Origin of the sequence: Agrococcus sp. UYP10 (assembly GCF_040547205.1) — a bacterium.
In the GTDB taxonomy this organism is placed as follows: Bacteria; Actinomycetota; Actinomycetes; order Actinomycetales; family Microbacteriaceae; genus Agrococcus; species Agrococcus jenensis.
On sequence record NZ_JBEPPG010000001.1, the window covers coordinates 2,110,949 to 2,127,853 of the forward strand.

Below are 16,905 nucleotides of genomic sequence, written 5' to 3' on the forward strand. Positions count from 1 at the left end.
CTTCTCGCGGCTAGTCCGACGTGTCGGGCTGCGTGAGCGGGCCGACGATCGTCAGCATGCCGTCCTCGATGCGGGCGCGGTCCTCGGTGATCACGGTCGAGTGCGCCCCGCGCACCCACAGCAGGCCGCTCGCGTCGCCGCGGCCGCGGTGGCCGACGATGCCGAAGTCGCTGCCGGGCAGGCGTCGCCCGACGGTGCCTGGATGCGCCGAGAGCAGCTCCGGCGTCGCGACCGCGACCGTGCCGGTCTGCACCGACCCGTAGGCGCTCAGGACGATCGGACCCCAGACGGTGTGGAGGCGGCGCACGAGGTCGGCGTCGACATCCTGGCCGGCGACCACGATGCGGCGCAGCCGCGGGGGCGCCTCGCCGGTGCGCTCGAGCTCGTCGAGGATGCCGGCGAGCTGGCTCGGTGAGGCGGAGAGCACCGACACGAAGCGGTCGCGGATGATGCGGATGCGATCGGCCGACGGCGTGTGGGCGGCGCTCACGAGCGTCGCGCCGGTGAGCAGCGCCATGCCGAGCAGCTGCAATCCCTTGCCGCGGTGCAGCGGCGCGCAGGTGAGGATGACGTCGGTGCCCTCGATGCCGAGCCGGTCGTGCAGGCCGGCGAGCTGCCGCAGGCCCTGCACGCCCATCGCGCCCTGCACGTGCGTGGTGATGGTGCCGGCGAGCGAGCGGTCGGGGAGCACGATGCGCGCGCCGCGGCGCGGTCGGGCGAGCCCGGAGCCGTCGCTCGTCGACCACGCGACGATCTGCTCGGCCTGCACCGTCGGCCCGCGGTGCCAGGCAGGCGCCTCGCCATCGTGGATGAGCAGCGCGTCCTGCGGCACGGCGCGGCGGAACTCCTCGAGCGAGCCGCGGCTCACCGGCATGACGTCGAGCCCGAGCCGCGCGACGGCGATGAGCGAGAGCGGCATCGCGGGTCCGGCGCACGCGATCACGACCGGCCTCGGCGTGCGGTCGAGCGGGCCGAGGTAGAGCACCGCGGCGACGCCCTGCGCCGCGCTCCAGAGCTCGCCGAAGGTCACGCTCCAGCCGTCCACGACGAGCCCGAGCCTGTCGCGGTGCACGCGCGCCGCGTGGCGGGCGAGGGCCGTGATGGTGAAGCCGTGGAAGCGGACGCTGCGCGCCAGCGACCTGGCGTGCGACGGCGGCATGCCTCGAAGACGCATCCGGACCCTCCTCGTGCTGGCGGCAGGCGCGGCCTGCTCGCCACCAGCATGCCAGTCGGATCGGTAGACTCGGCCCATCATGGCTGCCTTCGGTTCACTCTCCACCCGCCTCACCGAGACCCTCGCCAAGCTGCGGACGAAGGGCAAGCTCTCGGCGGCGGACGTCGACGGCACGGTGCGGGAGATCCGTCGCGCCCTGCTCGACGCGGATGTCGCGCTCGAGGTCGTGAAGTCGTTCACCGCCGCGGTGCGCGAGCGGGCCCTCGGCGCGGAGGTCTCCGAGGCGCTCAACCCCGCGCAGCAGGTCGTGCAGATCGTCAACGACGAGCTCGTCGGCATCCTCGGCGGCGAGTCGCGCCGGCTCGAGCTCGCGAAGCAGCCGCCCACCGTCATCATGCTCGCCGGCCTCCAGGGCGCCGGCAAGACGACCCTCGCGGGCAAGCTCGCGAAGCACCTGCTCGGCCAGGGGCACACGCCGCTGCTCGTCGCGAGCGACCTGCAGCGACCGAACGCCGTCACGCAGCTGCAGGTCGTCGGCGGCCAGGCGGGCGTGCCCGTCTTCGCCCCCGAGCCCGGCAACGGCGTCGGCGACCCGGTGCGCGTCGCCCGCGACGGCGTCGCCGAGGGCAAGCGCAAGCAGCACGACATCGTCATCGTCGACACGGCCGGCCGCCTCGGCGTCGACGCCGACATGATGCGCCAAGCCGCGGACATCCGTCGCGCCGTGCAGCCCGACGAGGTGCTGTTCGTCATCGACGCGATGATCGGCCAGGACGCGGTCGCGACCGCGAAGGCCTTCCAGGAGGGCGTCGACTTCACCGGCGTCGTGCTGACGAAGCTCGACGGCGACGCGCGCGGTGGCGCCGCGCTCTCGATCCGCGGCATGACCGGCAAGCCGATCCTCTTCGCGTCGACGGGCGAGTCGCTCGACGACTTCGAGCCCTTCCACCCCGACCGCATGGCGAGCCGCATCCTCGACCTCGGCGACATCCTCACGCTCATCGAGCAGGCGCAGAAGGCCTTCGACGAGGACGAGGCCCTCCGCATGGCGGAGGCGATCGCGACCGACGGCTTCACGCTCGAGGACTTCCTCAAGCAGATGCAGCAGCTGCGCAAGGCCGGCAACTTCAAGCAGATGCTCGGGATGCTGCCGGGCGGCAAGGGCATGCGCCAGGCGATCGACTCGTTCGACGAGCGCGAGCTCGTGCGCACCGAGGCGATCATCCAGTCGATGACGCCGCAGGAGCGCAAGCAGTCGAAGCTGCTCAACGGCTCGCGCCGGCTGCGCATCGCGCGCGGCGCAGGCGTGACCGTGACCGACGTCAACCAGCTCGTCTCGCGCTTCGAGCAGGCGGCGAAGATGATGAAGACGGTCGCGAAGGGCGGCGTGCCCAACATGCCCGGCATGGGTCCCATGCCTCCGGGCATGCGCGCGCCGAAGAAGGCCGCGAAGCCGCAGGGCAAGCAGCAGCGACGGTCCGGCAACCCCGCCAAGCGCCAGGAGCCCGCGGTGGAGGCGCCGCAGGGGAGCGCCTTCGGGAAGCCCAAGGCAGAGGGCGCCTTCGGCGAGCTCTCCGGCCCCGACCAGGCGGCGCTGCAGCGCATGCTCGGCAACGGCTGACGCGCCGCGCCGAAAGATTTGACTTAGGTAAGCCTTACCTCATAGCCTGCTGTCAGACATGCAGGGCCGCCCGCGGCCGCATGCTGACCTCGCCCCGCTGAGCCCACGCCGGTCCAGTGCGCCGGCGGCATCCAGCACAAGGAGACAGCCATGCCCTCGAACCGTCCGCTCGCCGGCCTCTCGGCGCTCGCCGCGTCCGCGATGCTCCTCGCGGGCTGCTCGGCCGCCACCGCCGAGGAGGCGCCCGTCGAGACGACAGCCGCCGCCTCGACCGTCGAGATCACCGACAACGCAGGCACGCACACGATCGAGCTGCCGCCGACCTCCGTCGTCGCGCTCGACAACCGCACGTTCGAGACGCTCGACGCCTGGGGCATCGAGCTGAGCGCCGCCGCCGTCGCGCTCATGCCCGACACGATCTCGTACACCGAGGACGACGCGATCATCGACATCGGCAACCACCGCGAACCCGACCTCGAGGCCATCGTCGCCGTCGAGCCCGACCTCGTCATCAGCGGCCAGCGCTTCTCGGACCGCGACGCCGACATCGCCGCCCTCGTGCCCGACGCGACGATCCTGCAGCTCGAGCCGCGCGAGGGTGAGCCCTTCGACGAGGAGCTCCGCCGCCAGGTGACCGTGCTCGGCCAGGTGTTCGGCAAGCAGGCGGAGGCCGCGCAGCTCGTCGCCGACTTCGACGCCGCGATCGAGCGCGCTGCCGCGGCCTACGACGACGCGGACTCCGTCATGGCGGTCACGACCTCCGGCGGCGAGATCGGCTACCTCGCGCCGGGCGTCGGCCGCACGCTCGGGCCGGTGTTCGACATCCTCGGCCTCACGCCGGCGCTCGAGGTCGACGGCTCGACCGACGACCACCAGGGCGACGACATCTCGGTCGAGGCGATCGCGGCCTCGAACCCGGCATGGATGCTCGTGATGGACCGCGACGCGGCCGTGGCCGCCGACGACCCGGCCTTCTCGCCCGCCGCCGACATCCTCGAGGGCTCGGAGGCGCTCGCGGGCGTCACCGCGGTGCAGGAGGACCGGATCGTCTACATGCCCGCCGACACGTACACGAACGAGAGCATCCAGACCTACACCGAGTTCTTCGAGGCGTTCGCGGACGCGCTCGAGTCGGCGAGCTGATCCGCCCGTGACGCGCGCGACGGCGGCGGTGCCCGGTCCTGTGGCCGGGGCCGCCGTCGTCGCGCCGTCGCAGCGCCCAGCGGGGGAGCGATGACCACCACCGACGTCCGGGCGAGCACGCGCCCGCCGCTGCTCGACGGCCGCCTCGTCATCGGCATCGCCGTCGTGCTGCTGCTGCTCGGCGCGTCGCTCCTCACCGGTGTCTACGACGTCTTCGGCGCGAGCGACGGGCAGGAGATGTTCGCGATCACCCGCATCCCGCGCACGATCGCGCTCGTGCTGGCGGGCGCCGCGATGGCGATGTGCGGCCTGGTGATGCAGCTGCTCACGCAGAACCGCTTCGTCGAGCCGACCACGACCGGCACCACCGAGTGGGCGGGGCTCGGGCTCATGGCCGTCATGATCATCGTGCCGACCGCAGGCATCCTGCCGCGCATGCTCGGCGCGGTCGCCGCGGCCTTCGTCGGCACGATGCTCTTCTTCCTCTTCCTGCGCCGCATCTCGCTGCGCTCGTCGCTCATCGTGCCGATCGTCGGGATCATGATGGGCGCCGTCGTCTCGGCGGTCTCGACCTTCATCGCGCTGCAGACCGACATGCTGCAGAGCCTGGGCGTCTGGTTCGCCGGCAGCTTCACCTCGGTGCTGCGCGGCCAGTACGAGCCGCTCTGGATCGTCGCCGTCGTGGCGATCGTCGTCTTCGTCGTGGCCGACCGCTTCACGCTCGCGGGGCTCGGCGAGGAGGTCGCCACGAACGTCGGTCTGAACTACCAGCGCGTGGTGCTGCTCGGCGCGGCGCTCGTCGCGATCGCGACCGGCGTCGTGACCGTCGTCGTCGGCAACCTCCCGTTCCTCGGCCTCATCGTGCCGAACATCGTGTCGATGGTGCGCGGCGACGACCTGCGCAGCAACCTCCCATGGGTGTGCCTCGTCGGCATCGCGATCGTGACCGCGTGCGACCTGCTCGGCCGCACGATCATCGCGCCGTTCGAGGTGCCGGTGTCGCTCATCCTCGGCGTGCTCGGCGCCATCGTGTTCATCGCCCTCCTGCTGCGGCAGCGTCGCCGTGGTTGACGTCGTGCGCTCGGGGTCAGCGGATGGCGCGCGAGCGGTTGCGACGCCTGCGGATGCGGCCCCGACGGCTGCGCGCACCTCCGGACCGCTCGCCGGGCGCGCGCGCCGCCGCTACTGGGTCGTGCTCGGCGCGCTCATCGTGCTCGCGCTGGTGTTCGGCGTCGGCCTGCTCGCCTGGGACAACCCCATGCCGATCGGCTCCGCCGGCTTCTGGACGATCGCCGAGATGCGCGCGACGAGCGTCACGGTCCTGGCCGTCGTCGCGGTCTGCCAGGCCTTCGCGACCGTGAGCTTCCAGACCGTGACGAGCAACCGCATCATCACCCCGTCGATCATGGGGTTCGAGGCGCTCTACGTGGCCGTGCAGACCACCTCCGTCTACATGCTCGGCATCGCCGGCGTCGTGGCCCTCCAGGGCGTGCCGCAGTTCGTGCTGCAGGTCGCGCTCATGGTCGGCTTCGCGCTGCTGCTCTACGGCTGGCTGCTCTCCGGCCGCTACGGCAACCTCCAGGTGATGCTGCTGATCGGCATCGTCATCGGCGGCGGGCTCGGCTCGGTGTCGGCCTTCATGCAGCGGCTGCTCTCGCCGAGCGAGTTCGACGTGCTCAGCGCGCGGCTCTTCGGCAACGTCTCGAACGCCGATGCCGACTACCTGCCGATCGCGATCCCGCTCGTCGTCGTCGCTGCCGCGCTGCTGTGGCTGCTGTCGCGGCGGATGAACGTGCTCGCGCTCGGCCGCGACGCGAGCACGAGCCTCGGGCTCCACCACCGCGGCGAGGTCATGCGCGTGCTGCTGCTCGTGTCGGTCCTCATGGCCGTCTCGACCGCGCTCGTCGGGCCGATGGTGTTCCTCGGGTTCCTCGTCGCGACGCTCGCGTACCAGGCGGCCGACACGCACGACCACCGGTACATCCTCCCGGTCGCCGCGCTGCTCGGCTTCGTCGTGCTGAGCGGCGCCTACTTCATCATGCGCCACGTGTTCTACGCGGAGGGCGTCGTCTCGATCATCATCGAGCTGATCGGCGGCAGCGTGTTCCTCTTCGTCATCCTCAGGAAGGGCCGACTGTGATCACGCTCCGAGGAGTGCGGAAGGACTACGGCAGCGAGGTCTCGATCGGGCCGGTCGACCTCGACATCCCGCGCGGCGGCATCACGGCGCTCGTCGGCCCCAACGGCGCCGGCAAGTCGACGCTGCTCACGATGATGGGGAGGCTGCTGAGCCTCGACGCGGGCTCCATCGAGATCGCGGGGCACGACGTGACGCGCACGCCGTCGAAGCGGCTCGCGACCGTCGTCTCGATCCTGCGGCAGGAGAACCACTTCGTCACCCGCCTCACCATCCGCCAGCTCGTCGCGCTCGGCCGCTTCCCTCATTCGCCCGGCCGCCTGACGCCCGAGGATGAGCGGCACGTGAGCGACGCGATCGACTTCGTCGACCTCCGGGAGCTCGAGCACCGCTACCTCGACGAGCTCTCGGGCGGTCAGCGGCAGCGCGCCTACGTCGCGATGGTGCTCGCACAGGACACCGAGTACGTGCTGCTCGACGAGCCGCTCAACAACCTCGACATGCGCCACTCGGTGCAGATGATGCAGCACCTGCGCCGGGCCGCTGAGGAGCTGGGGCGCACGATCGTCATCGTGCTGCACGACATCAACTTCGCGGGGCACTACGCCGACCGCATCTGCGCCGTGAAGGACGGCCAGGTGGTCGAGTTCGGCACGCCCGACGAGGTGCTCACCGACGAGGTGCTGTCGCGGGTGTTCGACACGCCCGTGCAGATGGTCGACGGGCCGAGCGGCAGGCTCGCCGTCTACTACTGAGGCACGACGCCCAGGCGCTCCGCGTAGCGTTGCGGGCATGGCACGCATCCTCGTCCTCGGCGGACACGGCAAGATCGCTCTCCTCGCGCAGCGCATGCTCGCATCGGCCCAGCACACCGTGCACGGCGCCATCCGCAACCCCGACCACGCCGGCGACGTCGCCGACACCGGTGCGGAGCCCGTCGTCGCCGACCTCGAGCAGCTCGACCAGCAGGGCGTCGACGAGCTCGTCAAGGGCTTCGACGTCGTCGTCTGGTCGGCGGGCGCGGGCGGCGGCTCCGCCGAGCGCACCTGGGCGGTCGACCACGACGCGGCGCTGCGCGTGCTCGACGCGGTGCAGCGCAGCGGCGCGCGGCTCGTGATGGTCTCCTACTTCGGCTCCCGCCGGGACCACGGCGTGCCGGAGGACCACCCGTTCCACACCTACGCCGAGGCGAAGTCGCTCGTCGACGAGGCCATCCGCGCGTCCGGCGCCGACTGGGTGATCCTCGCGCCCTCCACCCTCACGCTCGACGAGGAGGGCGGCATCGAGCTCGACGAGCCCTCGGGCTCGCTCGAGTCCGGCGAGATCCCGCGCGCGACCGTCGCGCGGCTCATCGCCGAGGTGGTCGCGCACCGCGGGGTGCGCGGCATCACGCTCCGCTGCAACGCCGGCGGGACGCCGGTCGCCGAGGCGCTCGGCTCGCTGCCCTGGTAGGGCCGGTCAGAGCTCGATCGACGCCATGTGCGAGCCGGAGACCTTGACGTAGCCGAGCCGCGCGTAGAGGCCGTCGGCGCCCGTCGGGCTCGCGGTGTCGACGTCGAGCACCGCGGCATCCATGCCGTCGGCGGCGAACGCGCGGATGCCCGCGGCGAGCGCGACGACCGCGACGCGGCGGCCGCGGTAGGCGCGGCGCACCCCGAGCAGGTCGGTGTAGCCGAACGAGTAGCCGCGCAGCGCGAAGTCGCCCTCGTAGCGGCTCGCCAGCTGGTAGCCCACCACGAGCGGCTCGCCGGCACGCAGCGATGCGGCCGTCTCCTCGTCGGTGGACGGGTCGGCGAGCAGCGCGTCGACGTCGGGTGCGTCGTCCACGACGAGGTACGACCACGTCGGCGCGAACTCGCTGCGCCCGTTGGTCCACTGCTCGCGGGTCTGCGGCTCGCTGCCCCAGTGGTCGCGGAAGGCGTCGTTGTGCGCGAGCCGCGCAGGCTCGTCCAGCTCGTCCGACCAGGGCACGAGCCGCAGGGAGCCGGACAGCGCGACCTCCGGCACGGGCTCGCCGTCGACGATCGGCCGCTTGAGGTCGGCGAACCAGCGCCGGATCTCGAAGCCGCCCTGCTCGTGGAGCCGCAGCTTCGACTCGGGCGCGTCGTCCTCGGCGAACGTGGCGATGCGCGCGGGGAGCTCCTTGCCGGAGGCGGCGAGCACCTGCCGGGCGCGCGCGATGAGCCATGCCTGCAGCTGCGTGCCGATGCCCTCGCCGCGGCGCTCGGGGTGCACGTTGCCGAAGACGAAGGCGCGCACGGCGCGCACGTCGCCGGGCGCGGTGTTGACGAAGCCGGATGCGCGCAGCTCGCCGTCGGCGTCGAACCCGAGCAGCGAGTCGGTGTCGAGGCTGCGCCACGGCGCCGCGAGGTCGTCGTGCACCTCCTCGAGCGACTCGCGGTACGGCTCGCGGTCGGCGTCGCCGACCGCGCCGTAGAGCGCGACGAGCGCGGGCGCGTCGTCGACGCTCGCGGGGCGCCACGTCAGCGAGCCGGCGGTGATCTCGGGCAGCGTGGCGGGCGCCTGGGCGCGCTCGGCGATGGGGGCGAGGGGCGTTGCGGTCACCGCCCCAGGCTAGCCGCGTAGGGTCGATCGCATGACTGAGCGACCCACCAGGATCGGCGTGCAGCTCGCGCCGCAGCACGCCCCCATGCAGGCCACGATCGACGCCGCCCGCCGGCTCGAGGACATGGGCGTCGACGCCGTCTTCGGCTGGGACCACTTCTTCCCGCTCTCTGGCGATCCGGAGGGCGTGCACTTCGAGTCGACGACGCAGCTCGCGGCGTGGGCGGTCGCGACCGAGCGCGTGCAGATCGGCCCGCTCGTCTTCTGCAACTCGTACCGCAACCCCGATCTGCTCGCCGACGTCGCCCGAACGATCGACCACATCTCCGGCGGCCGCTTCGTCTTCGGCATCGGCTCGGGATGGTTCGAGCGCGACTACATCGACTACGGCTACGACTTCGGCACGGTCGGGACGCGGCTCGACGCGCTCGCCGAGGCGCTGCCGCGCATCCGCGCCCGCTGGGACCAGCTGAACCCGCCGCCGCTCGGCCGCATGCCGATCCTCATCGGCGGCAAGGGCGAGCGGAAGACGCTCCCGCTCGTCGCGCGCCACGGCGACATCTGGCACTCCTTCGTGGGGCCCGACGAGCTGTCGCAGAAGCTCGACGTGCTGCGCGGGCTGTGCGAGGCGATCGGGCGCGACGTCGCCGAGATCGAGATCTCGAACGGCGCGAGCGTGCGCGACGGCATCGGCGGCGTGGGGTTCGAGCGCCTCGACGCGCTGCACGCGGCGGGCACGCGGCTGCTCACGATCCCGCTCTCGGGCGACGACGGCCCCGACGGCTACGCGCTCGACCGGGTGCCGGCCTTCCTCGAGTGGCGCGACCGCAAGAACGCGTGAGCCGGCGCTAGGAGCGCATCGCCTCGATGAGCTCGGCGAGCACCGCCTCGTGGCCGCCGCGCTCGAACGCCGCGCGCTGCCGGGCGGCCGAGCCGCCGCCGTCGAGCACCCGCTCGACGGTCGCGAGCGAGCGGGATGCGCCGAGGTCCTCGGCGATCGGGCGCAGCCGGTCGGCCGCCTCGGCGATCGCGTCGCGGGCGTTCTGCAGCGTGCCCTGCTCGTCGACGATCACGGTCGCGCCGAGGCCGTCGCGCGCCGCGCGCCACTTGTTCTCGCGCACGAGCCAGTAGGGCAGGTGGTGCTGCGGCGCACCGTCGTCGAGCGCGCGCGACGCCTCCTCGATGAGGCAGTGCGTGAGCGCGGTGACGGCCGCGAGGTCGTCGACCGACGGCGCCCCGTCGGCGACCCGCACCTCGAGCGTGCCGATCGAGGGGGAGGGGCGCACGTCCCAGCGCAGCTCGCCGAGCTCGTCGATGACGCCGGCGGCGAGCATGTCCGAGAGCGTGCGCTCGTACTCCGCCCAGTCGACGAGCATCGGCGGCAGGCCGCCGGTCGGCAGCTGCTGGAAGAGCATCGTGCGGTGCGACGCGAAGCCGGTGTCGAGGCCCTGCCAGAAGGGGCTCGACGCCGAGAGCGCGAGGATGAGCGGCAGCCGGTCGAGCATCGTGCGCAGCAGCGGCACGACCTTCTCGCGCTGCTCGATGCCGACGTGGTTGTGCACGCCGAAGATGATGAGCCGACGGCCCCAGTCCCCGGCCTTCTGCACCACGCGGCGGTAGCGGGCGTCGTCGGCCTGCTCCTGCTCGCGCCAGCGGCTCGTCGGGTGCGTGCCGGTGCCGACGATCGCGACGCCGAGGCGCTCGGCGGCCGTCACGGCGACGTCGCGCATCTCGCGCAGCTCGTCGACCGCCGCATCCGTCGTGGTGTGCACGCCCGTGATGAGCTCGATCATCCCGGTGAGGAACTCCTTGTCGAACCGCGGATCGTCGATCGCGGTGAGCAGCTCCTTGGCCCGGGGCACCATCTCGCCCGACTGGGGGTCCACGAGCGCCAGCTCCCACTCGACGCCGAGCGTCGAGCGCCTGGAGGATGCGAAGTCCATGGGTCGAGCGTAGGGCCGCGCCGCTGGATGGCGCGCACGTCGCCCCGCGGTGTGCCAGAATAGGGGGTCGAGCACGCGCCCGACCCTCTATCCGGCGCGCGGATGCTCACCGAGCTTTGCGGGCCGCGCATATCCCACGTGCGCAGGCCGCGGTGCAACACGAGAACACAAAGCAGGAGAACTGTGGCAGTCAAGATCCGTCTGAAGCGCTTCGGCAAGATTCGCGCACCCTTCTACCGCGTCGTCGTGGCCGACTCGCGCACCAAGCGCGACGGCCGCGTGATCGAGGAGATCGGCAAGTACCACCCGACGCTGAACCCGTCGCTGATCGAGATCGACAGCGAGCGCGCCCAGTACTGGCTCGGCGTCGGCGCGCAGCCGACCGAGCAGGTGCAGGCGCTCCTCAAGCTCACGGGCGACTGGGGTCGCTTCACGGGCGAGGGCCCGACCGAGAGCCAGGTCAAGCAGCCCGAGGGCAAGAAGGCGTTCGTCGCCGACGAGCTCAAGAAGCCGGTGCTGAAGCCCAAGGCCGAGAAGCCCGCCGAGGCTCCGGCCGCGGCTGCCGAGGAGGCGCCCGCCGCCGCCGAGGCCGAGTCGACCGAGTCCTGAGCATGCTGCGCGACGCCCTCGAGCACCTCGTCAAGGGGATCGTCGATCGCCCCGGCGACGTGCGCGTCGGCGCGCGCGACACGCAGCGCGGCGAGGTCCTCGAGGTGCGCGTGCACCCCGAGGACCTCGGCCGCGTCATCGGGCGCGGCGGCCGCACGGCCGGCGCGCTGCGCACCGTGATCGGTGCGCTGCCCGGGGGGCGCCGCGTCCGCGTGGACGTGGTGGACACCGATCGCTAGGCCCGCCGTGCCCGCTCGCACCCAGCTGCGCGTCGGCCGGCTCACGCGCGCCCACGGGCTGAAGGGCGCGATCAAGGTCGAGCTCTACACCGACGACCCCGCGCGACGCTTCACGCCCGGCGCGAAGTTCACGCTGCAGGTGCCCACGTCGTCGAAGTGGCACGGCAAGACCCTCGAGCTGCTCGAGCTGCGCGTCTACAACGGCACGCCCGTCGCGTTCTTCGCCGGCGTCACCGACCGCACCGAGGCGGAGTCGCTCGTCAAGGCCGTGCTCTGGATCGATCAGGATCCCACGGAGGTCTCCACCGAGCCCGACGCCTGGTACGTGCACCAGCTCGCCGGCCTCGACGTCATCCGCGACGGCGCCCGCATCGGCCGCGTCGTGCGCGTCGACCCGATGCCCGCGCAGGACATGCTCATCATCGACATCGATGGCGCCGAGACGATGGTGCCGTTCGTGAAGGCGATCGTGCCGGAGGTCGACCTCCGCGCCGGGCGCATCGTCGTGACCCCGCCGCCCGGGCTGCTCGAGGATCTCGAGACGCCCGACGAGCCGGCGGAGGGCACGGCCGACGAGGCCGCCGACGAGGCTGTCGTCGACGAAGCGCCCGAGGCGACCGAGGGCGCTGTCCCTGTTGACGCATCCGTCGACGACGCAGCCGCGGACGACTCGCCCGCCGACCGGGCCTAGGCCGTGCGCTTCGACATCGTCACGATCTTCCCCGAGTTCTTCGGCGTCCTCGACGTCTCGCTGCTGGGCAAGGCGCGCCGCGACGGTGTGCTCGAGCTCGGCGTGCACGACCTCCGGCAGTGGACGCACGACCGCCACCGCACGGTCGACGACACCCCCTACGGCGGCGGCGCCGGCATGGTCATGAAGCCCGAGCCGTGGGGCGAGGCGTTCGACGCGCTCCTCGGACCCGACGAGGACGCGGCAGGCATGTCGGACGCGGTGGTCGTGTTCACGACGCCCGCCGGCACCCCGTTCACGCAGTCGCTCGCGCGCGAGCTCGCGGCCGAGCGGCGCATCGTCTTCGCGTGCGGCCGCTACGAGGGCATCGACGCCCGGGTCGTCGAGCACGTGGCCACGCGGGCGCGCGTGCTCGAGGTGAGCCTCGGCGACTACGTGCTCAACGGCGGCGAGGTCGCCGCGATGGCGATGATCGAGGCGATCGGCCGGCTCGTGCCGGGGGTCGTCGGCAACCCCGAGAGCCTCGTCGAGGAGAGCCACGAGAGCGGGCTGCTCGAGCACCCGTCGTACACGAAGCCGCGCGTGTGGCGAGGCCTCGAGGTGCCGGAGGTGCTGCACGGCGGCAACCACGCCGCGGTCGCCGCATGGCGCCGCGAGCAGGCGCTCGAGCGCACCCGTCGCGTGCGGCCGGACCTGCTGCCGGACCTGCCGCCGGACGGCGACGACGCGGAGCGCGCGGCGTCCCGCCAGCCCTGAGCGAACATCCGGGCGCCCATCGGCTCTGCCGGTTAGCCTCGATGGCATGGCAGGGACCGCAGGCACGTCGGCAGGCTCGCGCACCGGTGCTCGACCCGGTGCCGGACGACACTGGGCGCTGCGCGGCTTCTTCTGGGCGATGATCGCCGCCATCGTGGTGCTGCCCGCCTGGATCATGTTCGGCCGCGCCTTCGCGGGTGCGCCGCTCGGCGACTGGCTGCTGCTGCAGGCGCTGCTCGGCCCCGGGCTCGCGGTGCTCATCGGCGTCGTCGTCGGCCTCACGGTCGCCCGCAAGGAGGTGCGCCGGCCCCGCGCCGTCCAGTGGCGCGACCTGCGCATCGTCGGCCCCTGGCTGCTCGTGATCGCGCTCCTCGGCTTCACCGTCGTCGACTCCGGCGGCGGACGCACCGGCAGCGCGATCACCGCGTGGTTCGGCGACGGCTGGCTCACGGCATCGCAGTCGCTCACCTCGATCGGCATCCTCGCGGTCGTCCTCGGCGGCGCCGTGATCGCCTGGCTGCAGGTGCTCGAGCTGGGCCGCGAGACGCGCGCCCGCGTCGAGCGCGCCGTGAACGACCTGCAGTCGCCGCTGCTCGAGCAGCGCGCCCGTCAGGCCGATGCGACCTTCGAGCCCGTCGACGGACCGCAGGCAGGCCGCATCATCAGCATCGACGACGACCCCCGCCGCTAGCGAGCTCGCGCGCGTTGGCGCGCGCCGCCGCGGTATGGCAAGATGGTCCGTTGGTGCCACACGCAGTCACCGCCTTCGTGCGGCCTCTGCCACATTTCCTCTGCCACAGGGGAGCGGCGGGCACCGAGCAAGAACCCCTGATCCTTCCATTCACGCGCAGCCGACCTGTGGCGGCTGCAGAGAGCGATACCGCCATGCACATCCTCGACAAGGTCGATGCCGTCAGCCTCCGTTCCGACGTCCCCGACTTCCGCCCCGGCGACAACGTCAAGGTCCACGTCAACATCATCGAGGGCTCGCGCTCGCGCGTGCAGATCTTCCAGGGCGTCGTCATCGGCCGCCAGGGCCACGGCGTGCGCGAGACCTTCACGGTCCGCAAGGTCTCGTTCCAGGTCGGCGTCGAGCGCACGTTCCCCGTGCACTCCCCGGTCATCGACCACATCGAGCTCGTGAGCCGCGGCGACGTCCGCCGCGCGAAGCTCTACTACCTCCGCGGCCTGCGCGGCAAGGCTGCGAAGATCCGCGAGAAGCGCGACTTCTCCTGATCGCACCAGAACGGGGCCGGCATCACGCCGGCCCCGTTCTGCGTTCGTCGCCGAATCGTGACCGGATGCGTCGCGGCGGCGCCGGGGTGGCGCACGCGCGCGCCTAGACTTGCCGAGGCGAAGGGTCGAGGGATGACGGAGACGGTGGAGACGGGTGCAGCGGGCCGCGAGCAGCGGTCCGGTGGCCGTGGCTTCCTGCTGTTCCTGCGCGACCTGGTGGTCATCTTCCTCATCGCCCTGCTGATCTCCTTCCTCGTGAAGACGTTCCTCATCCGGCCGTTCTGGATCCCGTCCGAGTCGATGAACGAGACGCTCCAGGTTGACGACCGCATCATCGTCAGCCTGCTGACGCCCTCCGTCGTGGCCGCCGAGCGGGGCGACGTCGTCGTCTTCGAGGACCCGGGCGGCTGGCTGCCCGAGCCGACGCCCGAGCCCGAGTCGGGCGTCTTCGGCGCGATCGACTGGTTCCTGACCTTCGTCGGCCTCGCCCCCGAGGACGAGCACGGCTACCTCATCAAGCGCGTCATCGGGCTGCCCGGCGACCGCGTGCAGTGCTGCAACGACTTCGGCCAGCTCACCATCAACGGCGTGCCGATCGACGAGCCCTACGTGCACCTCGACGCCGCCGGCCAGCCCGCGAGCTCCGTGCCCTTCGACGTCACCGTGCCCGAGGGCCACGTCTGGGTGCTCGGCGACAACCGCAACCACTCCGGCGACTCCCGCGCGCACATGGATGCGCCGGGCGGCGGCTTCGTGCCCATCTCGTCGATCGTCGGCCGCGCCGTGCTCGTGTCGTGGCCGCTCGACCGCTGGACCTGGCTGGACGGCTACGAGCCCTCGTTCATCGGCGTCGAGCCGCAGAGCGCCCCCGCGGAGCAGCTGCTGCCGGTCGCCGTCGCCGGCTGATGCCCGCGCTGCCGACGCTCGAGGTCGAGCGCACGCTCTGGGCCCAGACGCCGCTCGTCATCGGGATGGACGAGGTCGGCAGGGGTGCGCTCGCCGGCCCCGTGAGCGTCGGCGCGCTCGCGCTGCAGGCCGACTGCGGTGACTGGCCCGAGCACCTGCGCGACTCCAAGACGATGACGGAGCCGCGCCGCACGGCGACGGCGCCGCTCGTGCGCACGTGGGGCGTGAGCGCCGTCGGCCACGCCACGAACGACGAGATCGACGAGCTCGGCATCCAGGTGGCGCTCGGGATCGCCGGTCGGCGCGCGCTCGTCGCCCTGCACGAGGCGGGCATCGACGTGCCCGCCGCCGCGATCCTGCTCGACGGCATCCACGACTGGCTCGCGCCGGCGCTGCGGCGGCCGGTGCGCACGATCCTGCGCGCCAAGGCCGACCGAGACTGCGCATCCGTCTCGGGTGCCGCGCTCGTGGCGAAGGTCGAGCGGGACGGCCGGATGATCGAGTGGGACGACGTGCACCCCGGCTACGGCTGGGTGTCGAACAAGGGCTACGGCTCCGCCGCGCACATGGCCGCGATCGCCGAGCTCGGCCCGAGCGCGCTGCACCGGCGGTCCTGGCTGCACGCGCCTGGTGCGGCGCCCGTCGAGGCGTGAGTCTCACACACTGTGCCTCAAGCCCTGAGCCTCACGCCCTGAGCGCCGCGCGGATGTCCTCCGCGACGACGCGCAGGTCGTCGCCGAGCTGGTGCCCGCCCGTCGTCGTCCGCGTCGTGGCCCAGGGGATCGCCGCGGCGTAGCGGGCGCGGTGGGCGAACGGGACCGTCTCGTCGTCCTCGCTCGCGCACAGGAGCACCGGCGCATCCGCCGGCAGCAGCCGGTCGAGGTGGTCCGGGAGGTCGAACCCGTCGAACGTCCAGTCCGCATCGGCGCCCGGGAACGGCGCGGCGATGAGGCAGATGGCGGCGACCGCCCGGGCGCTCGGCCGCACCGCGAGGTGCTTGACCAGCAGGTAGCCGCCGATCGAGTGACCGACGAGCACGACCGGCTCGGATGCCGCATCGATCGCCGCGCCGATCGCGTCGAGCCATCGCTCGTCGTCGGGGTCGTCCTCCGGCAGGCGCGGGAACGCGACCGAGAAGCCGGAGCCCAGATGACGGGCGAGGCTGTCGGCGAGGGCCGCGTCCTCGTCGAAGGCCCCCTCGCCGGCACCGTGGAGGAACACGACGTCGATGATCACAGCGGGCACCTGCTCTCCTGATCGGCCGTGCAGACGGGGCGCCCGCACGGGGGCCATAGGATGGCACCGTGGAACCCGAGGACATCGAGGACTACGACCGCGAGGTCGAGCTGGCCCTCTTCAAGGAGTACCGCGACGTCGTCGGCATGTTCAAGCACGTCGTCGAGACCGAGCGACGCTTCTACCTGGCCAACGACGTGAAGGTCACCCGCCACGATGCGGGCACGGACTTCTACTTCGAGCTCGAGCTGACCGACGTCTGGGTGTGGGACATCTACCGCTCCGACCGCTTCATCAAGTCGGCGCGGGTGCTCACGTTCAAGGACGTGAACGTCGAGGAGCTCGCCTCCCGCGACCTCGAGCTGCCGAAGGACCTCGCGATCGAGGAGTAGCGGCGGTGCCGTGGCACGCATGCCGCGGCGTCAGCTGAGCGTGCGCTTCGACCGCTCCTCGCGCACCATCGTCGCGACCTCATCGCGGGCGGGCTCGAGCCCCGCGTCGCGCAGCTGCCGCTCCACGTCGTCGATCGCGGCGTCCTCGTCGCCGTCGAGCTGCACGTGCACGCCGGTGGTGAGGAGCTGCCTGAGCTTCGGATTCCACTCGATCTCCATGGACCGAGGCTCCCACGGGCGCGGCCGTCCGGCCAGGG

Annotated in this window: 21 protein-coding genes; 16 read left to right on the forward strand and 5 right to left on the reverse strand. The window is 72.3% G+C overall.

What is annotated here, in order from left to right; all coding sequences use genetic code 11:
• Positions 1 to 10 precede the first annotated feature (10 nt).
• Positions 11 to 1,174, reverse strand: a complete 1,164-nt coding sequence (locus tag ABIB37_RS10370) for an AMP-binding protein (RefSeq protein ID WP_354260138.1) — start codon at positions 1,172 to 1,174, stop codon at positions 11 to 13.
• A gap of 79 nt (positions 1,175 to 1,253) precedes the next feature.
• Between ABIB37_RS10370 and ffh the strand changes: the two genes are divergently transcribed.
• The 6 genes from ffh (at position 1,254) to ABIB37_RS10400 (ending at position 7,527) form a co-directional block, all read left to right on the forward strand.
• The gene (ffh, locus tag ABIB37_RS10375; RefSeq protein WP_354260141.1) at positions 1,254 to 2,795 is read left to right on the forward strand and encodes a signal recognition particle protein; all 1,542 of its coding nucleotides are present in this window, start codon (positions 1,254 to 1,256) and stop codon (positions 2,793 to 2,795) included.
• A 150-nt stretch (positions 2,796 to 2,945) separates the two neighbouring features.
• Positions 2,946 to 3,938 (forward strand): siderophore ABC transporter substrate-binding protein, encoded by a 993-nt coding sequence (locus ABIB37_RS10380; RefSeq protein WP_354260144.1) that lies wholly within the window; start codon positions 2,946 to 2,948, stop codon positions 3,936 to 3,938.
• A gap of 90 nt (positions 3,939 to 4,028) precedes the next feature.
• Entirely contained in the window at positions 4,029 to 5,009 is a 981-nt protein-coding gene (locus ABIB37_RS10385; protein ID WP_354260146.1) for an ABC transporter permease, read from the forward strand.
• Positions 5,002 to 6,078, forward strand: coding sequence for an iron chelate uptake ABC transporter family permease subunit (locus ABIB37_RS10390; RefSeq protein WP_354260148.1), 1,077 nt, complete (start codon positions 5,002 to 5,004; stop codon positions 6,076 to 6,078). Before ABIB37_RS10385 ends, ABIB37_RS10390 begins: the two co-directional genes overlap by 8 nt.
• Positions 6,075 to 6,830 carry an iron ABC transporter ATP-binding protein gene (locus tag ABIB37_RS10395; RefSeq protein WP_354260150.1) on the forward strand — a complete coding sequence of 252 codons (756 nt, stop codon included), beginning with the start codon at positions 6,075 to 6,077 and terminating at the stop codon, positions 6,828 to 6,830. The genes ABIB37_RS10390 and ABIB37_RS10395 overlap by 4 nt, the downstream gene beginning before the upstream one ends.
• Before the next feature lie 37 nt (positions 6,831 to 6,867).
• Complete coding sequence (locus ABIB37_RS10400; protein WP_354260152.1) at positions 6,868 to 7,527, forward strand: NAD(P)H-binding protein; 660 nt, start codon at positions 6,868 to 6,870, stop codon at positions 7,525 to 7,527.
• Between the two features lie 6 nt (positions 7,528 to 7,533).
• On the opposite strand, the gene ABIB37_RS10405 is transcribed toward ABIB37_RS10400, so the two are convergent.
• On the reverse strand, positions 7,534 to 8,640 hold the full coding sequence (locus tag ABIB37_RS10405) for a GNAT family N-acetyltransferase (protein ID WP_354260154.1): 1,107 nt from the start codon (positions 8,638 to 8,640) through the stop codon (positions 7,534 to 7,536).
• A 31-nt stretch (positions 8,641 to 8,671) separates the two neighbouring features.
• Here ABIB37_RS10405 and ABIB37_RS10410 point away from each other — a divergent pair, with 31 nt between their 5' ends.
• Positions 8,672 to 9,481 (forward strand): LLM class F420-dependent oxidoreductase, encoded by an 810-nt coding sequence (locus ABIB37_RS10410; protein ID WP_354260156.1) that lies wholly within the window; start codon positions 8,672 to 8,674, stop codon positions 9,479 to 9,481.
• 7 nt (positions 9,482 to 9,488) lie between these two features.
• Here ABIB37_RS10410 and ABIB37_RS10415 read toward each other — a convergent pair whose 3' ends face one another.
• The gene (locus ABIB37_RS10415; RefSeq protein ID WP_354260157.1) at positions 9,489 to 10,583 is read right to left on the reverse strand and encodes a glutamate--cysteine ligase 2; all 1,095 of its coding nucleotides are present in this window, start codon (positions 10,581 to 10,583) and stop codon (positions 9,489 to 9,491) included.
• A gap of 183 nt (positions 10,584 to 10,766) precedes the next feature.
• On the opposite strand from ABIB37_RS10415, the gene rpsP reads away from it, so the two are divergent.
• From rpsP to rnhB, 8 genes are all read left to right on the forward strand, one after another.
• Positions 10,767 to 11,192 carry a 30S ribosomal protein S16 gene (rpsP, locus tag ABIB37_RS10420; RefSeq protein WP_123698200.1) on the forward strand — a complete coding sequence of 142 codons (426 nt, stop codon included), beginning with the start codon at positions 10,767 to 10,769 and terminating at the stop codon, positions 11,190 to 11,192.
• A gap of 2 nt (positions 11,193 to 11,194) precedes the next feature.
• The gene (locus ABIB37_RS10425; RefSeq protein WP_354260159.1) at positions 11,195 to 11,431 is read left to right on the forward strand and encodes an RNA-binding protein; all 237 of its coding nucleotides are present in this window, start codon (positions 11,195 to 11,197) and stop codon (positions 11,429 to 11,431) included.
• 7 nt (positions 11,432 to 11,438) lie between these two features.
• Positions 11,439 to 12,122 (forward strand): ribosome maturation factor RimM, encoded by a 684-nt coding sequence (gene rimM, locus ABIB37_RS10430; protein WP_354260161.1) that lies wholly within the window; start codon positions 11,439 to 11,441, stop codon positions 12,120 to 12,122.
• Between the two features lie 3 nt (positions 12,123 to 12,125).
• A complete protein-coding gene (gene trmD, locus ABIB37_RS10435; RefSeq protein WP_354260163.1) occupies positions 12,126 to 12,878 on the forward strand; it encodes a tRNA (guanosine(37)-N1)-methyltransferase TrmD in 753 nt (250 codons plus the stop codon).
• A gap of 46 nt (positions 12,879 to 12,924) precedes the next feature.
• Positions 12,925 to 13,569: a hypothetical protein gene (locus ABIB37_RS10440; RefSeq protein WP_354260165.1), complete on the forward strand. Its 645-nt coding sequence runs from the start codon at positions 12,925 to 12,927 to the stop codon at positions 13,567 to 13,569.
• A 194-nt stretch (positions 13,570 to 13,763) separates the two neighbouring features.
• Positions 13,764 to 14,114 (forward strand): 50S ribosomal protein L19, encoded by a 351-nt coding sequence (gene rplS / locus ABIB37_RS10445; protein ID WP_123698196.1) that lies wholly within the window; start codon positions 13,764 to 13,766, stop codon positions 14,112 to 14,114.
• A 132-nt stretch (positions 14,115 to 14,246) separates the two neighbouring features.
• Positions 14,247 to 15,020, forward strand: coding sequence for a signal peptidase I (lepB, locus tag ABIB37_RS10450; protein ID WP_354260167.1), 774 nt, complete (start codon positions 14,247 to 14,249; stop codon positions 15,018 to 15,020).
• A complete protein-coding gene (rnhB, locus tag ABIB37_RS10455) occupies positions 15,020 to 15,673 on the forward strand; it encodes a ribonuclease HII (protein ID WP_354260168.1) in 654 nt (217 codons plus the stop codon). The genes lepB and rnhB overlap by 1 nt, the downstream gene beginning before the upstream one ends.
• A 31-nt stretch (positions 15,674 to 15,704) precedes the next feature.
• On the opposite strand, the gene ABIB37_RS10460 is transcribed toward rnhB, so the two are convergent.
• Positions 15,705 to 16,265, reverse strand: a complete 561-nt coding sequence (locus tag ABIB37_RS10460; protein WP_354260170.1) for an alpha/beta hydrolase — start codon at positions 16,263 to 16,265, stop codon at positions 15,705 to 15,707.
• A gap of 59 nt (positions 16,266 to 16,324) precedes the next feature.
• Between ABIB37_RS10460 and ABIB37_RS10465 the strand changes: the two genes are divergently transcribed.
• On the forward strand, positions 16,325 to 16,648 hold the full coding sequence (locus ABIB37_RS10465; RefSeq protein ID WP_123698192.1) for a DUF2469 domain-containing protein: 324 nt from the start codon (positions 16,325 to 16,327) through the stop codon (positions 16,646 to 16,648).
• A 30-nt stretch (positions 16,649 to 16,678) separates the two neighbouring features.
• Here the strand turns inward: ABIB37_RS10465 and ABIB37_RS10470 are convergent, their stop codons facing one another.
• Positions 16,679 to 16,867, reverse strand: coding sequence for a hypothetical protein (locus ABIB37_RS10470; RefSeq protein ID WP_354260172.1), 189 nt, complete (start codon positions 16,865 to 16,867; stop codon positions 16,679 to 16,681).
• Positions 16,868 to 16,905 lie beyond the last annotated feature (38 nt).

What these genes read in the sequence shown, in the direction of transcription:
- ABIB37_RS10370 (WP_354260138.1), bottom strand. Translation starts at nt 1,174, where the DNA reads ATGCGTCTTCGAGGCATGCCGCCGTCGCACGCCAGGTCGCTGGCGCGC.
- ffh (WP_354260141.1), top strand. Translation starts at nt 1,254, where the DNA reads ATGGCTGCCTTCGGTTCACTCTCCACCCGCCTCACCGAGACCCTCGCC.
- ABIB37_RS10380 (WP_354260144.1), top strand. Translation starts at nt 2,946, where the DNA reads ATGCCCTCGAACCGTCCGCTCGCCGGCCTCTCGGCGCTCGCCGCGTCC.
- ABIB37_RS10385 (WP_354260146.1), top strand. Translation starts at nt 4,029, where the DNA reads ATGACCACCACCGACGTCCGGGCGAGCACGCGCCCGCCGCTGCTCGAC.
- ABIB37_RS10400 (WP_354260152.1), top strand. Translation starts at nt 6,868, where the DNA reads ATGGCACGCATCCTCGTCCTCGGCGGACACGGCAAGATCGCTCTCCTC.
- ABIB37_RS10410 (WP_354260156.1), top strand. Translation starts at nt 8,672, where the DNA reads ATGACTGAGCGACCCACCAGGATCGGCGTGCAGCTCGCGCCGCAGCAC.
- ABIB37_RS10415 (WP_354260157.1), bottom strand. Translation starts at nt 10,583, where the DNA reads ATGGACTTCGCATCCTCCAGGCGCTCGACGCTCGGCGTCGAGTGGGAG.
- ABIB37_RS10425 (WP_354260159.1), top strand. Translation starts at nt 11,195, where the DNA reads ATGCTGCGCGACGCCCTCGAGCACCTCGTCAAGGGGATCGTCGATCGC.
- ABIB37_RS10440 (WP_354260165.1), top strand. Translation starts at nt 12,925, where the DNA reads ATGGCAGGGACCGCAGGCACGTCGGCAGGCTCGCGCACCGGTGCTCGA.
- rplS (WP_123698196.1), top strand. Translation starts at nt 13,764, where the DNA reads ATGCACATCCTCGACAAGGTCGATGCCGTCAGCCTCCGTTCCGACGTC.
- lepB (WP_354260167.1), top strand. Translation starts at nt 14,247, where the DNA reads ATGACGGAGACGGTGGAGACGGGTGCAGCGGGCCGCGAGCAGCGGTCC.
- rnhB (WP_354260168.1), top strand. Translation starts at nt 15,020, where the DNA reads ATGCCCGCGCTGCCGACGCTCGAGGTCGAGCGCACGCTCTGGGCCCAG.
- ABIB37_RS10470 (WP_354260172.1), bottom strand. Translation starts at nt 16,867, where the DNA reads ATGGAGATCGAGTGGAATCCGAAGCTCAGGCAGCTCCTCACCACCGGC.